This is a genomic window from Rhodococcus sp. P-2 (assembly GCF_016598535.1).
Taxonomy (GTDB): Bacteria; Actinomycetota; Actinomycetes; order Mycobacteriales; family Mycobacteriaceae; genus Rhodococcus_F; species Rhodococcus_F baikonurensis.
Genome location: NZ_CP066779.1, coordinates 2,561,556 through 2,584,172 on the forward strand (window position 1 = coordinate 2,561,556; position 22,617 = coordinate 2,584,172).

Consider the following 22,617-nt stretch of genomic DNA (forward strand, 5'->3'; position numbering starts at 1 on the left):
AGCCAGTGCAACCCTGGTTCGCTGACCTGGTGACAGCGTCTTCGCCTTTGCATCGAGAGAAATCCCAGCGCGCTCCACCAGATCCAGAGCGTACTTCGCATCCCACTCGTCGTTGGTGTACGCGCCGAATCGAAGAAGTTCTGCAACAGTGAATTTGGGGTACAGCGGCTTGTGCTGAGCGAGGTAGGACAGGCCTGGGCAGATGCCGTCCTGATCCGGCGTGCTACCCAGGACCGAGATCGAACCGTGGTCAGGCATCGTCAATCCGACCGCCAAGGACATCAGTGTCGACTTGCCCGCTCCGTTCACCCCCACCAGGGCAGTGATACTTCCGGTGGCCACCTCGAAAGTGCAGGCGTCGAGCACCTTCTTCTTGCCGAAGCGCTTGTCCACGTCCTGCATCGTCATTGCCGATTCTTGCGCAGTCATGATGTCTCCCCCTGCTTTCCGGACGGATCCGATTCGATGAACGTCTTCTCGAGCTCCAAGCTCACCAATGCTTCGATGTCCGTGCGCTCGAGTCCGGCGGCGACGGCATCTGCCACCCAGCGAGCCAACTCGCGCCTCAGCGCAGAGCTTTCCGCCATACCGGGCTTGGCCAGGGACTTGACGACGAACGTGCCCAATCCAGGCCTCGGGGCAACAAGTCCGTCGCGCTCGAGTTCCTTGTAGGCCTTCAGGACTGTGTTCGGGTTGATCGCGAGCGCTCCCACGACGTCCTTGGCTGTGGGCAGCCGATCCCCGACGTGGAGATCACCGAGCCTGAGCGCCTGCTTCACCTGAAGGACCAATTGCACGTATGTGGGAATGCCGGATCGGCGGTCGATACGGAAGTCGATCATCCGAACCCTTTCACTAGTTCATTAGTGGAATAGATATTTACCCTGCCTTGACCTCCCGGGTCAAGCCAGACGACCCCTGTAAAGTGCAGATGCCCCGGCTTGCCGGGGTGCCACGCTGCTCGTGTGAAGTTCGGTGAAACCCCGGCACTGTCGACGCAACTGTGAATTCGCCCGGCACTACTCGAGGCGGACGAGTCAGGTCACCGGCCTCGTGGCGACACGATGGTTCTCGGACGAAGGACCGCTCGTGGCGCTTCCCCTCGCGGCCGCGCTGCTCGCGGCCCTCGTCCACTAGCGGAGGGGTGGCTGTGAGTACTCGGCCGACACGTAGATTCAGATCCGTACTTGCAGCGCTGACGGTGAGCACCGCACTGCTTGCCGGTGCCTGCAGTAGCTCGACGTCCGACGCACCCACGACCACAGCCGCCTCGGACGGTTCGTTCCCGGTGACTGTTGTTTCCGGTCCCACGGATTCAGGCACTGACATCACCATCGAGTCACGTCCGCAGTCGATCGTGTCGCTCAGTCCCAGCGCCACGGAAACCTTGTGGGCCGTCGACGCGGGCGACCAGGTGAAGGCCGTCGACAATCAGTCCGACTACCCGGCCGGTATCCCGGTCACCGACCTCTCGGGCTTTCAACCGAACGTCGAAGCCATCCTCGGTTACGCACCGGATCTGGTGATCGCGTCGGATGACATGAACGATCTTGTGTCCGGACTGCAGAAGGCGAAGGTGCCGACGCTCCTGTTACCGGCAGCGACCAGCATCGACGACGTCTACGCCCAGATCGAGCGCGTCGCGAAGGCCACCGGCCACGAGGACAAGGGCACCGAGGTCGTCGACACCATGCGCTCGGACATCGACGCCGCTGTCGCCAGTGTTCCTGCGCGCCAACAGCCGCTGACGTACTTCCACGAACTCGACTCCTCGCTCTACACCGTCACGAGTTCGAGCTTCGTCGGGCAGATCTACTCGTTGTTCGGAATGAAGAGCATCGCCGACGCCGCGGGGCAGGGCGACTATCCGCAGCTGTCCGCCGAATTCGTGGTGCAGGCCAATCCCGATCTCATCTTTCTCGCAGACTCCCAATGCTGCGGAGTGACAGAAGAATCCGTCGCCGCCCGACCCGGGTGGAGCGGCATGAAAGCGGTTACCGGCAACCAGATCCATGTGCTCGACGAAGACCTCTCCAGCCGGTGGGGACCTCGTGTCGCCGATCAGGTGAAGGCTGTCGCGGCCATCGTTGCCCAAGTTCCCGCGGCCTGAGCATTCGATGATCAAAGCCGGTATCTCCCATCATCGGACGGCCGTTCTGCTCGGCGCCGCGCTGATTCTGTGCGCTGCCTTGCTGATCGGTGTTCTGGTGGGGCCGGCCGGTTTGACGCCTGATCGGACAATTCTCGAACTTCTGGACGGAATACCCGGCATCAACATCGATTCCGGTCTCACCGCGACACAGCAGGCGATTCTCTGGCAGATCCGGCTTCCGCGAGTAATCCTGGGCGCCTTGGTCGGAGCCATGTTGGCCGTGGCCGGCGCCGCATACCAAGGTGTGTTCCGAAATCCCTTGGCGGATCCGTATCTCCTCGGCGTTTCGAGCGGAGCCGGACTGGGTGCGACCCTCGCCATCGTTTCGGGTGGCGCCCTGGGCATGTTCGGAATTCCCATGGCCGCCTTCGTCGGTGGTGTGCTGGCCGTGTTCGCAACATATTCGCTCGGCCGAAGCATTGGCGGGCCGCAGAACGCGGTAGTCATCATCCTCGCCGGTGTCGCTGTCGCGGCGTTCACGAATGCAGCGCAGACTTTTGTTCAGCAGCGGTTCGACGATTCACTCCGTGAGGTCTATTCCTGGCTGCTCGGCGGATTGTCCACCGACGGTTGGTCGGAAGTTCTGGTCGTCCTGCCGTACGTCGTGCTCGCATCTGTCGTCATCCTCGTACACCGGCGCGTACTCGACGTGATGGCGGTAGGTGACGTCGAAGCCTCCAGCCTCGGCGTCGATCCGGCCAGATCGCGCCTGGTACTGGTGCTCGCTGCAACACTGGGAACAGCTGCAGTAGTGAGCGCCAGTGGGCTCATCGGCTTTGTCGGAATCGTTGTTCCCCATGCGGTTCGACTGGTCGTCGGCCCGTCGCATCGGCTGCTTCTCCCCCTGTCACTCATGCTGGGTGCGGCGTTTCTCGTCCTCACCGACGTCGCCGCCCGCACGGTCATGGCGCCGGCCGAACTCCCGATCGGCGTTGTGACCGCGATGATCGGCGCCCCGTTCTTCCTTCTGGTTCTGCGCCGCAGTCGAGTTTCCGCATGACCGACACCGCAGTGCGATGCCGCGACCTCCGAATCAACCTCGGCGGCAAAGACGTCGTCGACGGCATCGATCTCGATGTGACACCCGGCGATTGGGTTGCCGTGGTCGGGCCGAACGGCGCCGGCAAGACGACCTTGATGCATGCCCTCGCTGGATTGATTCGGTCCACCGGTGAGCTCACCGTCGGGGGACTCAACCCACGCAGTTCGAGCCGCAAGGCCATGTCCGCAGTCGTCGCGCTGATGCCTCAGCGTCCGGTGGTACCCGAGGGCGCCACGGTTGCCGAACTGGTTGCGCTCGGCCGTACACCGTATCTCCGACGCTTCGGCACCGAAACCGCCACAGATCGTTCGGTGATCTCCTCGGTGATCGAAAGGCTCGACCTCACCGAGTTCGCCGATCGACGAGCCACCGAACTTTCCGGCGGCGAATTGCAACGCGTGGTCCTGGCTCGGGCACTGGCTCAAGAGCCGCAGGTACTGCTCCTGGACGAACCCACCAGTGCTCTCGACATCGGCCACCAGCAGCAGGTTCTCGACTTGGTGGAGGAGCTGCGAGAAGCCGACGACATCACGGTCATCGCCGCGATGCACGACCTCACCCTCGCAGGTCAATACGGGCGACGAATCGTGTTGCTGGACAAAGGCCGCGTCGTCGCCGACGGCGCGCCCTCAGCGGTATTGCAAGCCGACCTTCTCGGCCGTGTGTACGGAGCTCGGGTCGAAATCCTGGACCGGCCCAGCGGTCCCATAGTTGTTCCGATTCGGCAGGAAGGCACGCGCTGATGGAACTGGTGTTGCTCGGCACCGGTGCTGCTGACGGTTGGCCGAACCCGTTCTGTACCTGCCCTTCCTGCCTAGCAGCCTTGTCGAGTGGAACCATTCGCGGGCACACTGCCGCTCTGATGGACAACCGAATCCTGTTGGACTGCGGTCCGGAAGTACCTCGAGCGGCGTCACGCTACGGACGCACATTGGCAGGCGTGGAACACATTCTGCTGACGCACTCTCATCCCGACCATCTGGGCCCGATGGCATTGCTGTTCCGGTCCTGGGCCTCTCGTACCGAACCACTACAGGTTCTCGGGCCACCGGACGCGCTCGATCTCTGCCGAGACTGGGTAGGCCCCGCCGATCCGGTGACCTTCACGCCGCTCGAGCCCGGTCAGTCGATCATGTTGGGCACCTATCGTGTTCGCACACTCGAAGCCGCGCACGAAGTACCCACCCTTCTCTACGACATCACCGACGCATCCGGGACCCGAATCTTCTGGGCCACCGACACCGGGCCGCTGCCCGAATCAACTGTCGACGCCCTCGCCGACGCCTGTTTCGACGCCGTCTTTCTCGAAGAGACCTTCGGCTACAAAACTGACCACGGCACCGGGCACCACGATCTGCCGACTTTCGCGAGAACCGTGTCACAGCTACGCAATTGCACCGCGATCACCGACAGAACCGATGTTGTCGCCGTACACCTCGGGCACCACAACCCAGTCGAAAACGAACTCGCCGAGGCACTTCGGGTGTCCGGGGCGCGAGTGGTTCCGGATGGAACTGCGCTCGAGATCGGGGTAGGACAGAGCCATCGAACTCTGGTCACCGGTGGCGCCCGTTCGGGCAAGTCCACTCACGCAGAGGCCTTGCTTGCCGGCTACCGGCACGTCACGTACATCGCCACCGGGGATCCGCAGGACGACGATCCCGACTGGATCGAACGAATTGCGTCGCATCGCGCGCGGCGGCCGTCGACGTGGACGACGGTGGAGACCTCCGAGGTGTCCGAGATTCTTTTAGGCGCAACAACACCGATCCTGCTCGACTGCCTCGGCACGTGGTTGACCGCATGTCTGGACCGACATCAGGCGTGGGCGACGGGAGATCTCAGCGCCGTCCACGTGGACATCGACCACTTGGTCGACGCCTGGGCCGCCTCTCCGGTACCGATTGTCGCCGTGACCAACGAAGTCGGTAACGGCGTCGTCCCGGACACGAAGTCCGGGAGGCTGTTCCGTGATCTACTCGGTCTGCTGAACAGCCGCATCGCCGGTGCGTCGGAGTCCGTGGTTCTGATGACCGCCGGACTCCCCCAGCACCTGCGCGGGTGACGTCAGAGCAATCCGGTGAGCTGACGCGCACAATCAAGTAGGAACCCGACCAACTCTCGATCCCCCTCCGTCACTCGCCCGCTCGCTCCCTGAACACACAACCCGCCGGCCACCTGGTCTGCGTGATCGCGAACCGGTACTGCCACCGCGGATCGACCCAGGCGACATTCCTGGTTCTCGAATGCATAACCCTGCAGACGAACCGATCTCAGCTGTTCAGACAAAGCATCGAAATCACCGATGGTGAACTCCGTGACCCGACGAAGTTCCAAACCCGACAGCAACTGCTCGTCGTGCGCCAACAGAACCTTCCCCAGCGCATTCGCGTGAAGGTTCTTCGGCAGTGCGGCTATTCCGATGATCTCGTGGTCCGGATCCTTGTCGACGAACCGCAAGCGCCCACCGGCGAATGACGCAACGTGCAATCCGAACCTCGTGTGTGTCCGCATGTCCTCGACACGCTCGTGCAGCGTCGGCGCCGGACCACTCGACGACGCCGCATGCGAGAGCTCGGCAGTTCGACGCCCCAACGCGAACCCCGACAGATCTGGCACTCGTACGAGGAAGCCCTCCGCCACCAACAGATTGAGCATGCGATACGCCGTGGCCGAAGGGACGCCTGCAAAAGTGGCGATCTCCTTCGCGGTTGTTCCCGGTCCCAGATGAGCCACCGCCTCGAGCATCCCCAGCGCCTTCTGAACTGCACGCGGTTGTTGTCCACTGAAGTGGGTCTCTTCGCCGATCCGTTTGTCTGATCGTGGACCAGCGGTTGCACGGTCCGCGGACACCGCCCATGCTCCGGCGAGTTACCCTCGGCGGTCCCACGATCCGGTACGAGTCGCCTTCGCCCGTCACCGTCTATCAGCAGAGTGCCAGCACCGGGCAACAGGTCCGCCGTCTCGACGCTGTCGAAAGCGCCGAGCATCAGAAGGCTTTCAGGTCTGGCTCGTCGAAGCAACGAACTCCACACTGTCCCCGACACAGCAACAGCAAGAGCAGCGATCGGCAGTGCCCACATCCCGTGAACCGCACCGTCGAGAACGATGTAGACCAGTAGACCGGCACCGGCGACGCTCACCGACACCGTGCATATCCGGGTCAGCGAAGTATGTTCCCCGATTCGGCGCAAGAACTTCCACGAAGCAAAGGCCACCAGCGTGTAAGCGCAGACCAACGCGGTCTCCACCACGCCGTCGAAGGATCCCGAATCGTCGCGAACCGTATCCGAATAGATGAATACGCCCACCGCACTTACCGCGACGAACGCAAGTACCGCAACGTACGGGGTACGGAACCGTCTGTGCACGCGAGCGAGCGGCGCAGGCAGTACCCGTTCGATCCCCATCGAGTACAACAACCGCGAACCCGCCTGCGCACAACCGAGAGTGGATGCGAACCAGGAACACGTCATTCCGATCTTGACTGCCAGAACCACCTCCGCGCTGGCCCCGGATGCCGTTCCCTCGAAGTACGCTCCGACGATCGTTGCGCCGTGGCCGGTCATCGCCGCCCAGGCCGCAAAAACGAAGAGGACCCCGCAGATGATCGGCGAAATGAGGACCGTGCGTGTGACGCTGATGAGTGGTCGCTTCGCTTCTGGGCCGAAGAAGGCCGAACTTTCGAAGCCCGCCATGCTGAGTACCGTCAGCATCGCGAGAAACGGAACTGCACTCAGCGACGGATTCGGCAGGGCAACAGCAGTTGTCGTGTCACTGTGCGTCGCCAGCATGACTACGACGATCAGAATCAGCGAGCACGCCTCGACAACGAGGATCGCTCGAGTGGCGAACCGAACGCCTCGCACTGCAATCCACGCGACGGCCAGGGCAATCGCCACCGTCGTGATCACCGTCGCCGCCGTCCCCCGCACGTCGGGTCCGACAATGGCGATGGTATCGAGCAGACTCGGAACTGCCTGGGAGAAAACCGAAACCGAGATTCCGAGATACCCGAGCACCAGTGCCGCGCCCGCTGTCAGTGTCGCCCGGATACCGGAGCCTTGGAAGACGAAGCTGTACAACGATCCTGCTGCGGCCAGTCTCCGTGTGAACTGAGTGATGCAGAACGCAACGAGAAAAACAGCCGAAGTTGTCGCAGCAATCGCAGCCAACCCGACGTAACCGGGACTGTAGGTAATCATCCACAGGGCGATGAACACCATTCCCGTTGCGGGTGCGATCGTGGAGAGTGACTGCCCCAACAGATCGATCGGGGTCAGACGTCCCCGTCCGAGACCACGGAGCGGGGAGAACACGGGCTCACTGTGTTGATCCGCATTCTGCGCTCGCGTGATCGCTGCACGCAGTGCCGCACTCACGGCCATGTCTCACCGTCCGTCGCGTCCAGGCCCGAACCTACGAGCGAATTGTCAGAATTCGGTCAAGTTAGTCCGCTTATGTTTCCGCGCAGTTTCGACGATGGCGCGCACAGAACTTTCAAGTGGGAATCCGACTCTGTTTCCCACCCAGCGTCATGCCGGATCCAGGGCAGCCGACGATGCCCTGCCCCGCCGGCAGCGGCTTCACCTGCGAGTTCTCCGATTCTCACACGACAACTGCTCTCTCAGTTGCACCTCGTCCAGGCGTAGCGCGGTCGACGCGGGTTCGCAGCATCGCCCGTACAGGATGTGTCCCACACACCACCGGCACTACCTGAGAGGAACGGAGGAAGCATGGGCTTGGTCAGCGCCACCACTTCGGCGATCATCGGATTCGTTCTCCTGCTCGCCGGCATTCCCAAGCTGAACGAGCACGACGGGGTCCTTCGTTCAGTGCGCGGATACAAAGTGTTACCGGTACGACTCGAAGCGCCGATCGCTCGCATCCTTCCCGTCGCGGAAACCGTCGTAGGCATCCTTCTGGTTCTCGGCGTTGCCCAACGCCTCGCTGCCTTGGCTGCTGCCGTCATGTTCGCGTCGTTCTTCACGGGCCTCACGATCAACCTCCTGCGTGGGCGACGCGATCTGGACTGCGGTTGTTTTGCATTCGGAGTCGGTGAGATTCCGCGAATCGGATGGTTCCACGCTGTTCGTGCCGGAACACTCGCGGTGATCGCTGTGGCAGTGTCGGCCACCGCCGGACAGGCTGAGATCGGCGTCCAGGTCGCGGCGGCGACCTTCGGATTCCTCCTCGTTCTGGCTGGAGTTGCTCTCGCACAGATTCGTTCGGTGGTCCATCTGGGGCGACGCCCTGTCGACGACTACCTGTCGAGCGCCTCCATCCGACTCCGCACCGCCGAAACCACATCCCGGTACGGCTCGTGAACCACACCCACCGCACCGAAAACTCGAAGGCAGGACTTCCACGATGACCACTTTCCTTCTCGTCGCGACCGTGATCCTGGTGATCGCCGTAGCCGTTCTCTTCCTGATGGTTCTTGCTCTGGCTCGTGAAATCGGCCGCGTCCAAGTACGTCTCGGACCTCTTGGCGCCCGGATGATGGATACCGGCCCCAAGGTCGAACAGGTCGGCCCGTCGTTTGCCGGTCTGATCGACCAGGAAGGACGAACCGTCGGAGTCGGTGGTCACCGCGACAAGCCCCAACTCCTGCTGTTCACAGCACCGAGTTGCTCGACGTGCAAGAGCCTTCTTCCCGGCGTAAGGGCAATGGCCCGAGCCGAATCGGATCTCGACGTGATCATCATCTCCGACGGAACACCCGAGGAGCATCGCGAGTTCCTGGCCGGCAGCGGGATCGGTTCCGAGCTCAGTTACATCGACGCTCGCGACGTCGGAATCGCGTACCAGGTGGGCACCACTCCGTACGGCGTGATTCTCGACGAGCACGGCAAGATCCGAGGGAAGGGCCTGTGCAATCACATGGCTCAGGTGGAAAGCCTGCTCAATGCACTCGAAACCGGCACCCCCTCACTCCAGCACCTTCATGCCCAGGCGAAATCCGGCAGCGCGGCCTGATCTTCCCGCACAGTTCGATCCTCTTCACGAATCAGGAGAAAATCGTTGGACGACAATGAATTCCCGCAGCACAACATGACGGAGAACCGATATCCCGTCGACGAGGCGACAGTTCAGGCCCAGGCCGAATGGATGGCCGGCCAAGGCGGTTCGCTCACCAGTCGAACCGGACGCAAACTTTCCGAACGAGTTTCGCGGCGGTCCATGATCAGTCGGATCGGCAAGTGGACCATGGGTGTGTCAGGAGTGGCACTGATCAGCACACTTCCTGTGACGCGTAGTGCCTTCGCCCAAGAGCCCGAGGTTCCTGCACCGGCACCTGGCCCCGAACCCCTTGTCCCTGTCTACGACGGTAAAGATCCGGCCGAGTGCGAGTACTGGCGCTGGTGCAACATGGACGGAACGTCTTGTGCCGCATGCAACGGCGGCGGTGTCACCACCTGCGCCCCCGGCAGCAAGCCCGGCGCAGAGTTCTGGGTCGGATGCTGCACGAACCCTGATACCGGTAAGACCTATCTGATCGCCTACTACGACTGCTGTGGTGCGCCTTCGTGTTCCAACGCATTCTGCGGCGAACCGGACATGCAGGCCGTGATGTACAACCCGGTCTCCGGAAGCTACGACCAGGAAATCATCTGGTGTGTCTCCGACGAGTCTCAGGCATACACCTGCACGATGGCGCCCATCATCGGTGAGGACTGCCAGACTCGACCGGCCGAGCGCCCCAAGGTCGGTGCCGGATCATGAGCAGTCCGCGAACCCGAAAACTGGCGCGCCCCGCCGTTGCCGTCATCCCACTCACCGTCGTACTCGCGCTGGCCGGTTGCAGTTCGTCCGACAACGACGAACCGTCCAGCGCAGGTGATGTCACCTATCCGACAGTTCCGTTCACTGCTCCGGGCGAGGGAATCTCCCTCGGACACGACGACCAGGAAATCGGCGATACCATTCCCGAGCCATTGCACGTCGGTTCGATCACCCCGATCGCAGCTGACCGCCTACTCGGCGTCGAAGGTGGATTCGGCCAGCTCGAGCTCAGCGTCAACGTCATCGATCCGAAGACCGGTGTGGCCGAGAGCCGGATCACCGTCGGCCCGGGCATCTGGGATCCGGTCATTCACGGATTCGTCGGGGATTCCGCCGAAGATCCTGCGGTGCTCGCTGCGGAGGTGTGGCGCCCCCGAGGTTCCCGTGGCGCAGCCGATTTCACGGTCAGCACCTACTCCGGCAACCTGCTGGAACCAGCCGAGGTCATGCTTCCGGACGTCGCACGCGTACATTCCCGTCCCGGCTCCAATGCGGTGACCTCGGACGGCAAGTTCTTTGTCACTTGGGATGACGGTTTGTACGGCATCAGAGTGGTCGATCTCGAGAAGAAGGAAGCAACCGGCGCACTCCAGATAGTCGGCTGCGGTCCGTTCACGTGGATGGTCGATCACGAGCTGTACAGCGTCTGCGAGGACTCCCGGGAACTGCTACACGTCACGATCGGTGACGACGGTGTTCCCAAGGAAACCGCCCGAAGCAAGGTCCTACCCGAAGATTTTGTCTCCACCCGAAAGGTCACGTGGGCATCGGAAGCACAAAAAGCCTTGCTGGTCAGTGAGAACGGCGATGTGTACGTCTTCGACTTCTCCAACGGACTGCCTCAGGAAGGTGTCAAGCCGATCGGAAACGCCGGGCAGGACTCCGGTCGATTCTCGGAGAACGTCATCAACGCCGACGCAACCCGGCTCGCAATCGCGTACACGGACACGGCTATTCATCCGGACTCTGCTCGGGGAGGCTCACTGGTCAAGATCGACCTGTCCGACGCGACGACCTTCGCCCCGGTGAAGAGCTTGACGCTTGCAGACCTCGGCCTGACAGACATCAAGAGCATGACCTTCTCCGTCGACGGCGCCACGTTCTACGTGCTCGGTTCGGGACCAGAAGTCGAAGGCTCCGCTCCGCAGAAGATCGTGGGTTACAACGCGAGCACCGGTGAGCAGGTCAGTTCCGTCGATGTCTCGGGCAACGTCGGGGATGTCAGCGGGTTGATCACACCAGAAGTACTCCGATGAGCCGTCCCGGATCCGGTGTGGTGATGGGCCGGCGCCGCTTCCTGAGTTTGGGAGCGCTCGGCGCCGGAGCACTCGGGCTCGGCGCCATGGGGACGATTGCCGGATGCAGTTCCACTGCAGCATCTCCGACGCCCACGACCGATCTCGACTACATCCTGCCCACCGACCCCGAAGTTACTGCCGCAGAATCGGCGCGAGCCTGGAACGGGACCACCGCTGCGTTTGCCCTTGCCGCCGGATTCTCGACGGTAGATCTTGGCGGACGCCTCGCGGACACGTGGACGTACGGAGGCGCTGCGGTGGCTCCGGAACTTCGACTGAAGTCCGGTGACCGGGTGAACGTCAGCGTCCAGAACGGCCTCGACGCCGAAACAACACTGCACTGGCACGGAATTCGAATCCGCAACGACATGGACGGCGCGGCACCCACCACGCAGGCTCCCATCGGCGCCGGTTCGAGCTTCGAGTACAACTTCATCGCCCCGGATCCGGGAACGTACTGGTACCACTCGCACAGCGGATTACAGGCCGATCGGGGGCTCTTCGGCGCCATGATCGTCGAGGATCCGAACGACACCACCGGGGCCGACGTCGATGCCGTCCTGGTGCTCGACGACTGGCTCGACGGATTGGGAACCTCCCCGGATTCCGTCCTGATGGCCCTGAACCCGGCAATTTCGGGTGGGCACGGCGGACACGGCGGTGGGGCAACAACTCCGGCGGAACACTCGGAAGCCGACATGTCCGTCGCGCAGCAGTTGGTCAGCGGCGGACACGGTTCTTCCGAACCACTCGGCGGGATGACTCAACACATCGCGTATCCGCTGCACTTGATCAACGGGCGGCCACCCAATGATCCTGCTGTCGTCACTGCAGCGCCCGGTTCGACCCTGCGACTACGAATCGTCAACGCAGCGGCCGAAACTCCGTACCGGTTTGCTGTGGCCGGTCACGAGATGACAATCGTCGCTACCGATGGCTACGACGTGGAGCCAACTCCTGCCGACACCATCATCGTCGGCATGGCCCAACGCTACGACGTATTGGTGACGGTGAAGTCGGGAACATGGCCGGTGGTAGCGAAGGTCGAGGGCCGAGATGGTTATGCGTCGACCGTCCTACGCAGCACCGACGCGTTGGCGCTGGCGAATCCGGATGTGGGCGGAAACCTCTCGGAGCTGGCCGGGCGGCTGGTAACCGAAAGCGAACTCCGGCCCACGGAATCCGCACGACTCGAGACGAAGACGCCTGATCGCGACTACCACATCGAGTTGATCCAGGCCGGCGATCGATACGTGTGGGGAATGGCGGGAGCCGATGCGGGCAAGCTCGTCATGAAACAGGGCGAACGGGTCCGCATCACGATGAAGAACACGTCCACGATGTGGCATCCCATGCATACCCACGGCCACACCTTTGCGGTACCGGATTACGGCGGGCTTCGCCGCGACACCGTGAACGTCCTACCCGGCACCGAGCTCGCCATCGAGTTCGACGCCGACAATCCCGGCGAGTGGATGTTCCACTGCCACAACGCCTACCACTTCGAAGCAGGCATGACGGCAAATCTGCGTTACGTCCGCTGACAAGTCGAAGAATGGAGAAAACCCCTCATGAAGAAACTCGTTCCCGCTTTCCTCGCAGCCTGCGCGGCATTGAGCCTCACCGCCTGCAGTAGTGACGCCGGTGCGTCGTCGGACGAACCTGCCGTCGTGATCGAGGTGAAGAACATGGCGTACACACCAGCATCGGTCACCATCGAGAAGGGGCAGACCGTCGAATGGAAGTTCGACGACAGCGGACTCCCCCACGACGTGGTCGGCAACGGTGATCTCGACGGGAAACTGAAGAGCGAGTTGCTCACCGAGGGAACCTTCTCGTACACGTTCGACGACACCGGCACCTTCACCTACCACTGCACGCCCCACCCGATGATGGTGGGCACCGTGATCGTTCAATAGTGAGGAGGTGGATCGCCGGCTTCGTCCTCGCCGTCACAGCGACGTGTGTTTCGTCCTGCGGCACAGAAGATCCCGTCCCCGACGTGGTGGTCGAGATCAGCAATGTTCAGTTCAGCCCGATGGACGTCACGGTGGAACACGGCGGCACCGTCGAGTGGCGCTTCGACGACGGTGGACTCCTGCATCACGTGGAATCACCCGGCCTGTTCGACAGTGGTATCACCGGAGACGGAACGTTCCGGCACACGTTCGAGAGCGTCGGCGTCTACGAGTATTCGTGCTCCGTCCACCCGTACATGATCGGAGTCATCACAGTGCTGTGAACTCTGGCTCATCACTTTTCGCTGCGACTTCGACTCAATACTTTTCCTGAACCACAAACACTTCGGAGGATCCGATGACTACTGTTCTCTCACACGGCCCACTGCAGACCGATGTCCCTGACATCCGGCCGACCCTTCAAGGCTCCGTCGGCACCGCGACCCGTGTCAGCCTCGTCGCGGCGGGCGCTGCTGCGGGTGCCGGCCTCGCACTCGTGGCCACGCCTTCCGCGACAACAGCTTTGACCACAGCTGTTATCGGCGCCGGACTGGTTACGTCGCTGGCCGCGAACTGGTCGACCTGCGGAATGTCCGTCGCCGGAGTTGTTGCCGCGCCGAAGCAGGTAGATCGGAAGGGATCCTCGACTCCCGTCCGCCGACTCGGCTGGCACGCACTGGGTTCGGTCACGACGGGGGCCGTCACCGGGGCATTGATCGGCGCCCTCGGTGCGACGATGTCCGGCTACGTCCCGATCAGCTGGGCGCTGGGCGTCTGGGCCGTCGTCGCGGTTGCGTACGGGCTGCACGAGCTGGGTGCAATGAAGATGCCGACTCCGATGCGGCGCCAACAGCTTCCTCGTCATCTGCGCCGCACCATGGCGCCCTGGAAGGTCTCGCTGATCTTCGGCGCGATCATCGGCCCGGGATTTCTGATCTTCATCCGCTCCAGTGCGTACTACCTCCTGGCGCTCGGCGTCATCGCCTCGGGTTCACCGGCTCTCGGCGCGGCGCTGTTCACGGTCGTATCCCTTGGCCGCTGCATGCCCAGCCTCGCGGCAATCGTGCACACCAAGCGTGGTGGCTCGATGCCGGGATTCCTCTCGATCATGTGCGTCGTGGACCGTCGCGTGCAGAGCGTCACCGGCGCGGCATTGATCGCACTGGGAGCATTTGCCGCCGCAGCACTGATCTGACTGTCGAGCTAGCACCCTTCATCTCGAGTGAACACACGTTCCGACTCTCGGGAGCGTGTGTTCACTCGACAGAAACCGTGCGCACTCACCCCGCGTCAGGGAATCGACAGCGCCACCTGGACCGAGTCCTCCGACGGCGACGTCACCTTTGCGTCCCGACTCCACAGCATGTCCAGCGCTGCCTTGGGCTTGGCAAGAACCCACTCCCGCGCGGCGTTCTTGATCAGCGTCGGAGTTGCGCACCCGCAATCGCTGTTCACCCCGTCGGCGTCGATGCCGACGTCTCGGCACAACGCCACAGCGCGTGGCACGTGATACCCCTGAGTGACGATCAACGCCTTGGTCACCCCATACGTATGTATGGCCCGGAAGCAGGTGTCATAGGTGTCGAGGCCGTACGGATCCCCGACGATGCGACGCTCATCTATTCCCTGCTCCACCAGGTAGTTCGTCATCGCCGCGATCTCGTCACCCGAGCCGCCGTTCGCGTCGCCGGAGACCAGGACCGCTTTAGCCTTTCCCGCTTCCACCAGTTCGACTGCTGCGTCCAGTCGCCCTTTCAGGAAAGCCATCGGCTTACCGTCCTTGATCTGCGCGCCCAGCACGATCACCACCGGAGCGTCGGGAGCATCGGCGGCGTCTGACGTATGTCCGGCCGACGCCACGGAAATCCACACGATCGAGCCCGCGTAGACAACTGCTCCGAGCACCGCAATGCCTGCGACCCATCGAGGCCATCGGCGCTTCCGCGGCGGTTTCACCGGATCTGCAGCGGCTTCGTCCATTCTTCGATCAAACCACACGGTTTGCTCATGGCTCTCGCGCTCGGTCGATCCTCCATCCCTCCGCGCCACTGCGCTCGGCCCACAGATCCGAGTACTTTCCGCCGTGCGCGATCAGGTCTTGGTGAGAACCCACCTCTTCAACTGTGCCGCCTTCGAGAAACACGATGTGATCTGCTCCCTGAATAGTCGACAGGCGGTGAGCGATGACCACCACCGTTCTACCACGGGCCAATCGGTGAATTGCCTCGGTGATCGCTACTTCGTTCTCGCCGTCGAGGGCGGAAGTCGCTTCGTCGAGTAGAACTATCGGAGTGTCCTTGAGGAAGGCGCGCGCAATCGACACCCGCTGACGTTCACCGCCGGACAGCAGCGATCCGCCTTCACCTACTCTCGTCTCTTCGCCGCTCGGCAGACGATCGATCACTTCGCCTAGTCTGGAATCGACCACCGCTTGGAGGACCTCCGACTCGGTGGCATCCGGTCTCGCCAACCGAACGTTCTCCACAATGGTTCCGTCGAACAGGTAAACCTGCTGCGAGACAGTCGATATCCGAGACATCAATGCTCTCGTTCCGATGTCGCGAACATCTACTCCCCCGATCGACACCGTTCCTTCGTCAACGTCCCAGAATCTGGAGATCAGCCGAACCAGCGTTGTCTTTCCGGAACCGGAAGGGCCGACCAACGCGGTGACCGAACTTTCCGGGAATTCGAGGCTGACGCTACGAATCACGCGATCCGGGCCGTAGCCGAAGGAGACCGAATCGAACCGAATACCGTACGACGTCGGCTCTTTCGGCACCTCAGGCTCCGCCAGCACCGGTACATCGATCATCTCTCGGACAGATCCGAGCGACACCCGGGCCAGTGAGATACCTTCACCGAATCCTGCGAGCATTTCCATCGGCTCCACGAACCTCACGGCCAACACGAGCACAACGATCACGCTTGCGGTGTCGATGGACCCGGTGGTGACCAGCAGTGCCGCCAGAGCCAGTACAGCAAGGAAGGCAACCTGAACGACGATCATGAAGCGCAGCAGATACTTGTCGACCGAGCCGATTTCCTGGAGGTGTGCGTCCCGGTTGGACACAAGAGCTTCGTCCAGCCGATTCCATCCTTCGTCACTCTTACCGGCTGAGCGCAGAACCTGTTGCGCCTGTGCATATTCGACGACGCGCGATGCCAATTCGGATTCACTCTTTCCAATCGCCTCGTATTCGGGCACAACCGCCCGCTGCACGTTGCGGTAAGCGCGAATCCCCAGTGGAACGAAGACGACCATCGCGAAGGACAATCTCCAGTCGACGAACAGGACAGCGATCGCCACGGTCGCGGGAGTGACGGTCACGGTGACGAGTTGCACGACGATCATTCCCGGGATACTCATCAAGATCGCTGTGCCCTCGGTGACCAGACGAGTGAACGCTCCACGGTTTGCCTTACTGAACCACCCGAGCGGAATCTGCACCAGATGCTCGCCCAGTCGGTGCATGATTCCACCGGCAAAACGCTCGATTCCGATGCGGTACGCACGATTCTCGGCTATCCACCGTACGGCGCCGCAGGCCGCCGCCACGAGAGCAGCCGAGACAACCCATGGAATTGCAGCGCCGTAGTCGCCGCGGACAACCGCTTTCAGTATCGGGATCGTCAAGGCGAAAACGACACCCTCGAGTATCCCGGCGAGCGTGAAACCTACTATCTGGCCTCGCATCCCGTTGTCTCGTCCGAGGATCTCGTCCAGGTCCCGAATCATTGAAGTACCTTCCACGGAGTCATGTCCTCGCCGAGGGGATTCTGGAGCGCCCACATCCGCGCGTAGGTTCCCCCGAACTCCGACAGCTGTTCGTGTGTACCCTTCTCCACAATTCTTCCGTCGTCGAGTACGAGTATCTGGTCCGCGTAGCGGATGGTGTGCAGTCGATGAGCGATCACCATCATGGTGCCGCCGTCTGCACTGATCTCGCCCAGCGCCCGTTGAACGGCCGCTTCGCTGTGCGGATCAGCCTGCGAGGTCGCCTCGTCCAGGATGACGATCGGCGGATTCTGAAGGATCGCGCGAGCGATGGTCAGGCGTTGCTTCTCCCCACCCGACAACTCACCACCCGAACTACCACCGATCTCGGTGTCGTACCCGTCGGGCAGTCGCATGATCACGTCGTGAATCTGCGCCCGCTTCGCTGCTGTCTCCACCTCCAGATCGGTTGCATCCGGCCGACCGAGCCGGATGTTCTCGCGCACGGTATCCCGTAGGAGGACAACATCCTGGAAGACGATCGCCATCGATTTCAAGACTTCACGACTGGACTGATCTCGTACATCGCTTCCACCGAGGCGAACAGACCCGTCCGTCACGTCCCAGAACCGCGGAAGTAGACGTGCCAACGTGGTCTTTCCGGAGCCGGACGGTCCGACGATCGCGGTAACGGTGCCCGGTTGCATCTCGAAGGAAATATTCTCGAGGACGCGCTGCCCGGCAGTGTATTCGAATCCTACGCAATCAAACTCGACCAAGGTGCCCCGAGCCGAGACCGGATCCTGGGGTTCGGCCAACGCGGGTTCGCCGAGAATGCCCTCGACGTGAGTGGCTCCCAGTTGGCCTTCGCGGTAGAGGTTGGCCATCGTTCCCAGATGGAGAACCGACGACGGCACACCTATCCCGACGACCAGAAAAGCAACAAGAGCTACCGGGGTGATCCAGCCCCCGGAGAGCAACGCAATCCCCGTCGCCGTGATGACCACGATGAGCACCGCCGGAGAGAGAAGGATCGACATCGCGACCACCGGCCTTCCCATCCCCGACATCCATCGCACGCACACCGCGACCATCGAATCCACAGCACTCGAGTAGCGCGCGAACGCGCGACTCCCACTCCCGTACGTCTTGACAACCTCGATGCCGTCACCCAGTTCGACTGTTGCAGAGGTCAATGTCGCCATGGCGCGGTTCCACGAGTCGACGTTCGTTCGATACGCATTGCGCATCGATGGTGCGGCAAGGGCGAGACACACTCCGATGTAGCCGACCAGGACAAGACTGAACTTCCAGTCGATCACCACCAGATAGACCAGAGCCACTACCGGCGACAGGATGGCAGGCACCACGTCGGCAGGAAGATGAGCGACGAGGAGATGCATCCGTTTGACGTCGTCGGTCATCGCTTGTTTCACTTCACCGGTTCCGCCGTTTGCGAACCACCCCAGAGGAACTCGGGACAGGTGCCGCGCGATACGCGAGCGGATCGAGTACTTGAAGTGTGCGTCGGCGGTGTGACACACCGTCAGAGCCGCGTTGTAGACCACGAAACCGAGAACTGTGCCCGCTGCGCCGATCGCGGCCCACCACCAGACCACGTTCAACGACGTGCCGGTCAAGAGCACTCGTGCGATCTCGACCACCGCAATGTAGGGCAGAAAGCGCAGCGGCACCGACAGCGCAGACAGACCCGCCCCCAGGAGGAGTCGATCTCTCACCGGCGCGATCATCCTGCCCAAAGCGTCGCGGTCGACGAGTCCGCGCGAATCATCCGAGGCTGCAGCCTCGTTCACTTTCATGTCGTCACTCACTCTTCGACGATGATCGTGCCGGTCATGTTCGGATGTGGTGTGCACGTGTACGTGAAGGTTCCGGCTTTGTCGAAGGTCTGGCTGTAGGTTCCACTTCCTTGCAGGTCACTCTTGGTCCCGAGTTCCGCGAACACGACATCGTGTGGCATACCTTGATCCTCGAAAATCCACGTGACGGTCTGTCCCGTGTGCACGGTGACGGAGTTCGGCGTGTACGCAAGGTTCTTCACCGAGATCTCGACCGGCGTCTGCTCGGTGGATCCCGTCGAATCGCTACCGCACGACGTCAGGGTAAACACGGCTGCAACAGCGATCAAAGTGGTCAACCCGGTGCGAACTGACATTCTGCTCTCCTCATCGAACGTAGTGGAGGTCGGCAGTCATCCCGGCCTCGAAGTGGTACGCGTTGTGACAATGGAACATCCACCGTCCTGGATTGTCGGCGTCGAAGTCGATCGCCAATTGTGTACGCGGAAGCGAAATCACGGTGTCTCGACGAAGCCCGCCGTACGAGGGAACCGAGAAGGTGTGCCCGTGGGTGTGCATCGGGTGCCACATGTCGGTGTTGTTGTTCATGACGATTCGTATTCGCTCGCCCTGCTTCATGATCAACCGACCTGCGTCGGCGCCCGCCATTCCCCAGACGTATCGATCGCCGGCTTGAATGAGATCCACCGAATACTCACGATCCGGCACCTGATGCTCCAGCGCGCCGAACGGGCGAAGCACCGATTCCAGAAGGAGTCGGCCGCCGGAACCTGACAGCACTGCAGGAGAAGTCAGGTCGACGCTCGCGACCGAATCCGGTGTCCGAAGCAGGCACGCAGCGCCACCTGTCTTGCCTTCCACCTTCGCGGCTATGGGCCACGAACCAGACTGCACCGTCACCAGCACGTCGTATCGCTGCGCGGGCGCGATCAGAATCTCGTCTCCGACCGCGTAGGAGACGTCCTGCCCGTCAGCACTGACAACGGTCAACTCGTGCCCGGCTACGGAGAATCGGTACGGAGTCTCGGCCCCGGCATTGATCACCCGCAGACGGAGTCGCGTCCCGGCCGGCACACTGACGACGAACGGATCTTCTGCCGGTCGTCCGTTGATCAGGTGCAATGGATAGGTGATGTGCGTTGCCATGCCGCCGAGCGCTGTCGAACTCCCGTGGCCGTCCTCGAGAAGTTGTGCAGCAGAATCGATCTCTGCTTCGTCGATTTCCGGCGGCGGCCCTCCGTGTCCGTGGTGTCCTCCCGGAACTTCCGGAGACAGTGCACGTAGAACTGCATCCGGGGTTGTTCCCAGCCCGTCCAGCCAGTCGTCGATCACGATGACGACATCTTCGTCGGCTCCGGTCCGGTCGTTCGGGTCCTCGACCACGAGTGCACCGAAGAGCCCTCGATCAGCCTGCAACCCCGAATGGGAGTGATACCAGTAGGTTCCGTGGTCGGGAGCCACGAAGTCGTAGGTGAACTCGGCACCTGGTTGGATTCGTTCCTGGGTGATCGGCGGGACACCGTCCATGTCGTTGCGGATCGCAATGCCGTGCCAGTGCACTGACGTCTCCGACGAAAGGTCGTTCTGCAACCGCAGGTTCAGCCGGTCTCCCTTGGAGATTCGGATCTCCGGGCCAACTGCTTCTGCTCCGTACGACCACGTGTCGACGTGCCTGCCGCCCAGATTCACCCGAGCCGGTGCGGCTGTCAGATTCCGCTCAACTGTACGTCCGCTACGAAACCGCGATTGCTCGGCAGCACGAACTTCATCGTCGAACGGCGAAATTTCGGAACTGACTTCATTCGCCGCACCACGGCTGCACGCACTCAGCGCCACAGAGCCCAGTGCCGCAGACCCGAACGTCACAGCTCCCCATCTCAGCGCCAGGCGCCGACTCAACGCACTCGAACTCATGCCGTCAGCGCCGTGAATTCCTGATAGCGTTTCGCAGCAACAGATTCGGTACCGGTGCCGGCCAGATTGCCGCCAGCCATGGCGTCCATGTCCTCGATCATCCAGAAGGTGGCAAAGGGGTGAGTAGCGAGCCACATGTCCCCGTTGACCTTGGCCACCCGGTTCTCCTGCGCCGCCGAAAGACTCGAGAACCCGGGGACGCTGGCAACCTTGCCGAATTCGTACACACCCTCGTCGAAGACGGCAACGATCCGAGCGTCCTGCGCCGGAATCGCCTCATCGGACAGGGGTGCATACGGTAGGCCTCCCGCGGCATTCGCTCGCTGCGATTCGGGACGCCCGAATCCGCTCTCCGCCAACAGCAACGAGGGCGGTGCTTGCTCGGTGGTGGTGGCAAGAATGCCAGAGCTGCTCATCAGCACCGACACGGTGTTCGCTTCGCCACGGGAGCGAGCAGAGACGTCAGAGATCTTGCCCTCCAAAGCGCCTGTCAACTTGTCGGCAACCGACTGACGATCGAAGGCCCGACCGAAGAAGGCAAGATTCTCACGCCACGGAGTGGTCACGGCAGGGACCGGGACTGTGGGAACCGTCGACGCGATGGAGTCGTAGTAGCTCCGATCGCCCATCGACGTGAAGATGACCAGTCCCGGATCCTGGGCGAGGACCTGCTCGATCGGCGGCGCACCGAGCGGCGGCACCGTGACCACCTCGGTACCTGCCGAGGCCAGGATGTCCTGGCCGATCTCCGATCCCCAGGACGTGAAGACCACGTCGGGCGTGATGCCGACGGCAAGGAGACCGAGTGCGGCGTATTCGTCCAAGGAAACGATTCGCCCGAGGTCGTCCGGAACCGACGTCTCACCGAATTCGTGGGTCACGGCATGCGTTCCCTCGGCAAGTTCCGTCGTCTGTCCCGCCTCACTCGAGCTACAGGCGGCCGCAGTCAGGGCAACGACACTGACCAGCAGCGAAGCACCCAGCTTCGATAGATAACCGGGTCGCGTTTTCAACTTCATGGTGTCCTTCAGCTTCGAAAAATCGGGGGTTCGCTACAAATCGGAGCACTGCTCGGATTTGGCAAGTAAACCTCACCTAAGTTCATCCGTCAATCGGTTGCGCCCAGTGCATGCCCCGATCCGACGCCGCTAAGCTCGGTCGGACCATGACTGCGCCATCACCTGACAAGAAGCCCACCGCGACATCACAGCGCCGCCGGAGCTACAACACCGGGATCACTGCGGACGCCGTGCTGACCGTGGCACTCGGGCTCAGTCGCGAGCACGGAGTCGAGGGGTGGTCGCTGCGGCAGTTGCTCGGCGAACTCGATACGTCGTTCTCCGTCGTCTATCGACTCGTCGGAGATCGCGATGCGCTCTCGGCGGCGGTGGTCGACAGTGCGATTTCGGCCGTGAGCGTGCCGTCCGCAGAGAGAGATTGGCGCCAATGGCTGACACATCTGCTCGTGCAAATGCGAGAAGCGCTGGTCGAGTGTCCGGGTGCAGCGCAGTGGCTGTTGATGAACGGCGTTGCCACCGAGCGCAGCCGGGAACTCATGGAGGCCGGATTGGCATCGCTGACCGACGCCGGGTTCGGAGCGGAAGCCGCCCAGGCTTACACCGTCGCCTTCACCTCTACAACCACACTGATAGCCATGCACGACGCCCGGCGCATTCCCAGCGGGGAGCCTTCACCCGATCACGGCGCAATGCTGGATCAGCTGAGCAAGGACGGGCCCACCGATCCGCGTTCATCGATGGAGGCACTCATCGGGAAATTCGCCGGCCCACCGGATACTGCGGAAGCGACACGGGCAGAACACTATCGCTACACACTCGACCGTGTCCTCGACGGCCTCGAGGCGCGGCTGGACGCAATCAAAGAGTCGCGGAAATGACCCGCGGGGCCGCTGTCGCACGTGTGCGACAG

Annotated in this window: 21 protein-coding genes and 2 pseudogenes; 13 read left to right on the forward strand and 10 right to left on the reverse strand. The window is 62.2% G+C overall.

Annotated elements, in window-relative coordinates:
• Positions 1-9: 9 nt before the first annotated feature.
• Positions 10-333 (reverse strand): annotated as a pseudogene (locus I7X09_RS29740) (ATP-binding cassette domain-containing protein); the annotation flags it as partial.
• Between the two features lie 92 nt (positions 334-425).
• Positions 426-842 carry a GntR family transcriptional regulator gene (locus I7X09_RS12235; RefSeq protein ID WP_095972039.1) on the reverse strand — a complete coding sequence of 139 codons (417 nt, stop codon included), beginning with the start codon at positions 840-842 and terminating at the stop codon, positions 426-428.
• 308 nt (positions 843-1,150) lie between these two features.
• Here I7X09_RS12235 and I7X09_RS12240 point away from each other — a divergent pair, with 308 nt between their 5' ends.
• Genes I7X09_RS12240 through I7X09_RS12255 form a run of 4 tightly spaced genes read left to right on the forward strand, consistent with a single transcriptional unit; the run spans position 1,151 to position 5,259 of the window.
• On the forward strand, positions 1,151-2,110 hold the full coding sequence (locus I7X09_RS12240) for an ABC transporter substrate-binding protein (RefSeq protein ID WP_200317005.1): 960 nt from the start codon (positions 1,151-1,153) through the stop codon (positions 2,108-2,110).
• Positions 2,111-2,117: 7 nt separating this feature from the next.
• Positions 2,118-3,152, forward strand: coding sequence for a FecCD family ABC transporter permease (locus I7X09_RS12245; RefSeq protein WP_200317007.1), 1,035 nt, complete (start codon positions 2,118-2,120; stop codon positions 3,150-3,152).
• Entirely contained in the window at positions 3,149-3,937 is a 789-nt protein-coding gene (locus tag I7X09_RS12250) for an ABC transporter ATP-binding protein (RefSeq protein WP_166812087.1), read from the forward strand. The genes I7X09_RS12245 and I7X09_RS12250 overlap by 4 nt, the downstream gene beginning before the upstream one ends.
• The gene (locus I7X09_RS12255; protein WP_200317009.1) at positions 3,937-5,259 is read left to right on the forward strand and encodes a bifunctional adenosylcobinamide kinase/adenosylcobinamide-phosphate guanylyltransferase; all 1,323 of its coding nucleotides are present in this window, start codon (positions 3,937-3,939) and stop codon (positions 5,257-5,259) included. The genes I7X09_RS12250 and I7X09_RS12255 overlap by 1 nt, the downstream gene beginning before the upstream one ends.
• Before the next feature lie 2 nt (positions 5,260-5,261).
• Here I7X09_RS12255 and I7X09_RS12260 read toward each other — a convergent pair whose 3' ends face one another.
• Together I7X09_RS12260 and I7X09_RS12265 are read right to left on the reverse strand one after the other, a co-directional pair.
• On the reverse strand, positions 5,262-6,047 hold the full coding sequence (locus tag I7X09_RS12260) for an IclR family transcriptional regulator (RefSeq protein ID WP_200317011.1): 786 nt from the start codon (positions 6,045-6,047) through the stop codon (positions 5,262-5,264).
• Positions 6,047-7,582: pseudogene (locus I7X09_RS12265) on the reverse strand (APC family permease); the annotation flags it as partial. The pseudogene I7X09_RS12265 and the gene I7X09_RS12260, both read right to left, overlap by 1 nt.
• Positions 7,583-7,930: 348 nt before the next feature.
• Between I7X09_RS12265 and I7X09_RS12270 the strand changes: the two are divergent.
• The 8 genes from I7X09_RS12270 (at position 7,931) to I7X09_RS12305 (ending at position 14,431) form a co-directional block, all read left to right on the forward strand.
• Positions 7,931-8,521, forward strand: a complete 591-nt coding sequence (locus I7X09_RS12270) for a MauE/DoxX family redox-associated membrane protein (protein WP_200317013.1) — start codon at positions 7,931-7,933, stop codon at positions 8,519-8,521.
• 43 nt (positions 8,522-8,564) lie between these two features.
• The gene (locus I7X09_RS12275) at positions 8,565-9,173 is read left to right on the forward strand and encodes a redoxin domain-containing protein (protein WP_095972032.1); all 609 of its coding nucleotides are present in this window, start codon (positions 8,565-8,567) and stop codon (positions 9,171-9,173) included.
• A 75-nt stretch (positions 9,174-9,248) separates the two neighbouring features.
• Positions 9,249-9,920, forward strand: a complete 672-nt coding sequence (locus tag I7X09_RS12280; protein ID WP_029256402.1) for a methylamine dehydrogenase light chain — start codon at positions 9,249-9,251, stop codon at positions 9,918-9,920.
• Positions 9,917-11,236, forward strand: a complete 1,320-nt coding sequence (locus tag I7X09_RS12285) for a hypothetical protein (RefSeq protein WP_200317015.1) — start codon at positions 9,917-9,919, stop codon at positions 11,234-11,236. Before I7X09_RS12280 ends, I7X09_RS12285 begins: the two co-directional genes overlap by 4 nt.
• Positions 11,233-12,822 (forward strand): multicopper oxidase family protein, encoded by a 1,590-nt coding sequence (locus I7X09_RS12290; protein ID WP_200317017.1) that lies wholly within the window; start codon positions 11,233-11,235, stop codon positions 12,820-12,822. The genes I7X09_RS12285 and I7X09_RS12290 overlap by 4 nt, the downstream gene beginning before the upstream one ends.
• Positions 12,823-12,849: 27 nt before the next feature.
• Positions 12,850-13,197 carry a plastocyanin/azurin family copper-binding protein gene (locus I7X09_RS12295; protein WP_095972029.1) on the forward strand — a complete coding sequence of 116 codons (348 nt, stop codon included), beginning with the start codon at positions 12,850-12,852 and terminating at the stop codon, positions 13,195-13,197.
• Positions 13,197-13,520: a cupredoxin domain-containing protein gene (locus I7X09_RS12300; protein ID WP_095972028.1), complete on the forward strand. Its 324-nt coding sequence runs from the start codon at positions 13,197-13,199 to the stop codon at positions 13,518-13,520. Before I7X09_RS12295 ends, I7X09_RS12300 begins: the two co-directional genes overlap by 1 nt.
• A gap of 74 nt (positions 13,521-13,594) precedes the next feature.
• Entirely contained in the window at positions 13,595-14,431 is an 837-nt protein-coding gene (locus tag I7X09_RS12305; protein WP_166812070.1) for a methylamine utilization protein, read from the forward strand.
• A gap of 95 nt (positions 14,432-14,526) precedes the next feature.
• Here I7X09_RS12305 and I7X09_RS12310 read toward each other — a convergent pair whose 3' ends face one another.
• The 6 genes from I7X09_RS12310 to I7X09_RS12335 are packed head-to-tail and all read right to left on the reverse strand — an operon-like array spanning position 14,527 to position 21,707.
• Positions 14,527-15,216, reverse strand: a complete 690-nt coding sequence (locus I7X09_RS12310) for a SanA/YdcF family protein (protein WP_019745580.1) — start codon at positions 15,214-15,216, stop codon at positions 14,527-14,529.
• A 25-nt stretch (positions 15,217-15,241) separates the two neighbouring features.
• Positions 15,242-16,975: an ABC transporter ATP-binding protein gene (locus I7X09_RS12315; protein ID WP_200317019.1), complete on the reverse strand. Its 1,734-nt coding sequence runs from the start codon at positions 16,973-16,975 to the stop codon at positions 15,242-15,244.
• Complete coding sequence (locus I7X09_RS12320) at positions 16,972-18,774, reverse strand: ABC transporter ATP-binding protein (RefSeq protein ID WP_200317802.1); 1,803 nt, start codon at positions 18,772-18,774, stop codon at positions 16,972-16,974. Before I7X09_RS12320 ends, I7X09_RS12315 begins: the two co-directional genes overlap by 4 nt.
• A gap of 8 nt (positions 18,775-18,782) precedes the next feature.
• Positions 18,783-19,130 (reverse strand): cupredoxin domain-containing protein, encoded by a 348-nt coding sequence (locus I7X09_RS12325; protein ID WP_095972024.1) that lies wholly within the window; start codon positions 19,128-19,130, stop codon positions 18,783-18,785.
• A 10-nt stretch (positions 19,131-19,140) separates the two neighbouring features.
• Positions 19,141-20,688: a multicopper oxidase family protein gene (locus tag I7X09_RS12330; RefSeq protein ID WP_200317021.1), complete on the reverse strand. Its 1,548-nt coding sequence runs from the start codon at positions 20,686-20,688 to the stop codon at positions 19,141-19,143.
• On the reverse strand, positions 20,685-21,707 hold the full coding sequence (locus I7X09_RS12335) for an ABC transporter substrate-binding protein (protein ID WP_200317023.1): 1,023 nt from the start codon (positions 21,705-21,707) through the stop codon (positions 20,685-20,687). The genes I7X09_RS12330 and I7X09_RS12335 overlap by 4 nt, the downstream gene beginning before the upstream one ends.
• A gap of 146 nt (positions 21,708-21,853) precedes the next feature.
• On the opposite strand from I7X09_RS12335, the gene I7X09_RS12340 reads away from it, so the two are divergent.
• Positions 21,854-22,585, forward strand: a complete 732-nt coding sequence (locus I7X09_RS12340) for a TetR/AcrR family transcriptional regulator (RefSeq protein WP_124569082.1) — start codon at positions 21,854-21,856, stop codon at positions 22,583-22,585.
• The last annotated feature ends 32 nt before the right edge of the window (positions 22,586-22,617 follow it).

Excerpts from the sequence above, each read along its gene's own strand:
- I7X09_RS12235 (WP_095972039.1), bottom strand. The coding sequence starts at position 842 with ATGATCGACTTCCGTATCGACCGCCGATCCGGCATTCCCACATACGTG.
- I7X09_RS12245 (WP_200317007.1), top strand. The coding sequence starts at position 2,118 with ATGATCAAAGCCGGTATCTCCCATCATCGGACGGCCGTTCTGCTCGGC.
- I7X09_RS12250 (WP_166812087.1), top strand. The coding sequence starts at position 3,149 with ATGACCGACACCGCAGTGCGATGCCGCGACCTCCGAATCAACCTCGGC.
- I7X09_RS12255 (WP_200317009.1), top strand. The coding sequence starts at position 3,937 with ATGGAACTGGTGTTGCTCGGCACCGGTGCTGCTGACGGTTGGCCGAAC.
- I7X09_RS12270 (WP_200317013.1), top strand. The coding sequence starts at position 7,931 with ATGGGCTTGGTCAGCGCCACCACTTCGGCGATCATCGGATTCGTTCTC.
- I7X09_RS12275 (WP_095972032.1), top strand. The coding sequence starts at position 8,565 with ATGACCACTTTCCTTCTCGTCGCGACCGTGATCCTGGTGATCGCCGTA.
- I7X09_RS12280 (WP_029256402.1), top strand. The coding sequence starts at position 9,249 with ATGACGGAGAACCGATATCCCGTCGACGAGGCGACAGTTCAGGCCCAG.
- I7X09_RS12285 (WP_200317015.1), top strand. The coding sequence starts at position 9,917 with ATGAGCAGTCCGCGAACCCGAAAACTGGCGCGCCCCGCCGTTGCCGTC.
- I7X09_RS12290 (WP_200317017.1), top strand. The coding sequence starts at position 11,233 with ATGAGCCGTCCCGGATCCGGTGTGGTGATGGGCCGGCGCCGCTTCCTG.
- I7X09_RS12295 (WP_095972029.1), top strand. The coding sequence starts at position 12,850 with ATGAAGAAACTCGTTCCCGCTTTCCTCGCAGCCTGCGCGGCATTGAGC.
- I7X09_RS12305 (WP_166812070.1), top strand. The coding sequence starts at position 13,595 with ATGACTACTGTTCTCTCACACGGCCCACTGCAGACCGATGTCCCTGAC.
- I7X09_RS12310 (WP_019745580.1), bottom strand. The coding sequence starts at position 15,216 with ATGGACGAAGCCGCTGCAGATCCGGTGAAACCGCCGCGGAAGCGCCGA.
- I7X09_RS12315 (WP_200317019.1), bottom strand. The coding sequence starts at position 16,975 with ATGATTCGGGACCTGGACGAGATCCTCGGACGAGACAACGGGATGCGA.
- I7X09_RS12320 (WP_200317802.1), bottom strand. The coding sequence starts at position 18,774 with ATGAAAGTGAACGAGGCTGCAGCCTCGGATGATTCGCGCGGACTCGTC.
- I7X09_RS12325 (WP_095972024.1), bottom strand. The coding sequence starts at position 19,130 with ATGTCAGTTCGCACCGGGTTGACCACTTTGATCGCTGTTGCAGCCGTG.
- I7X09_RS12330 (WP_200317021.1), bottom strand. The coding sequence starts at position 20,688 with ATGAGTTCGAGTGCGTTGAGTCGGCGCCTGGCGCTGAGATGGGGAGCT.
- I7X09_RS12335 (WP_200317023.1), bottom strand. The coding sequence starts at position 21,707 with ATGAAGTTGAAAACGCGACCCGGTTATCTATCGAAGCTGGGTGCTTCG.
- I7X09_RS12340 (WP_124569082.1), top strand. The coding sequence starts at position 21,854 with ATGACTGCGCCATCACCTGACAAGAAGCCCACCGCGACATCACAGCGC.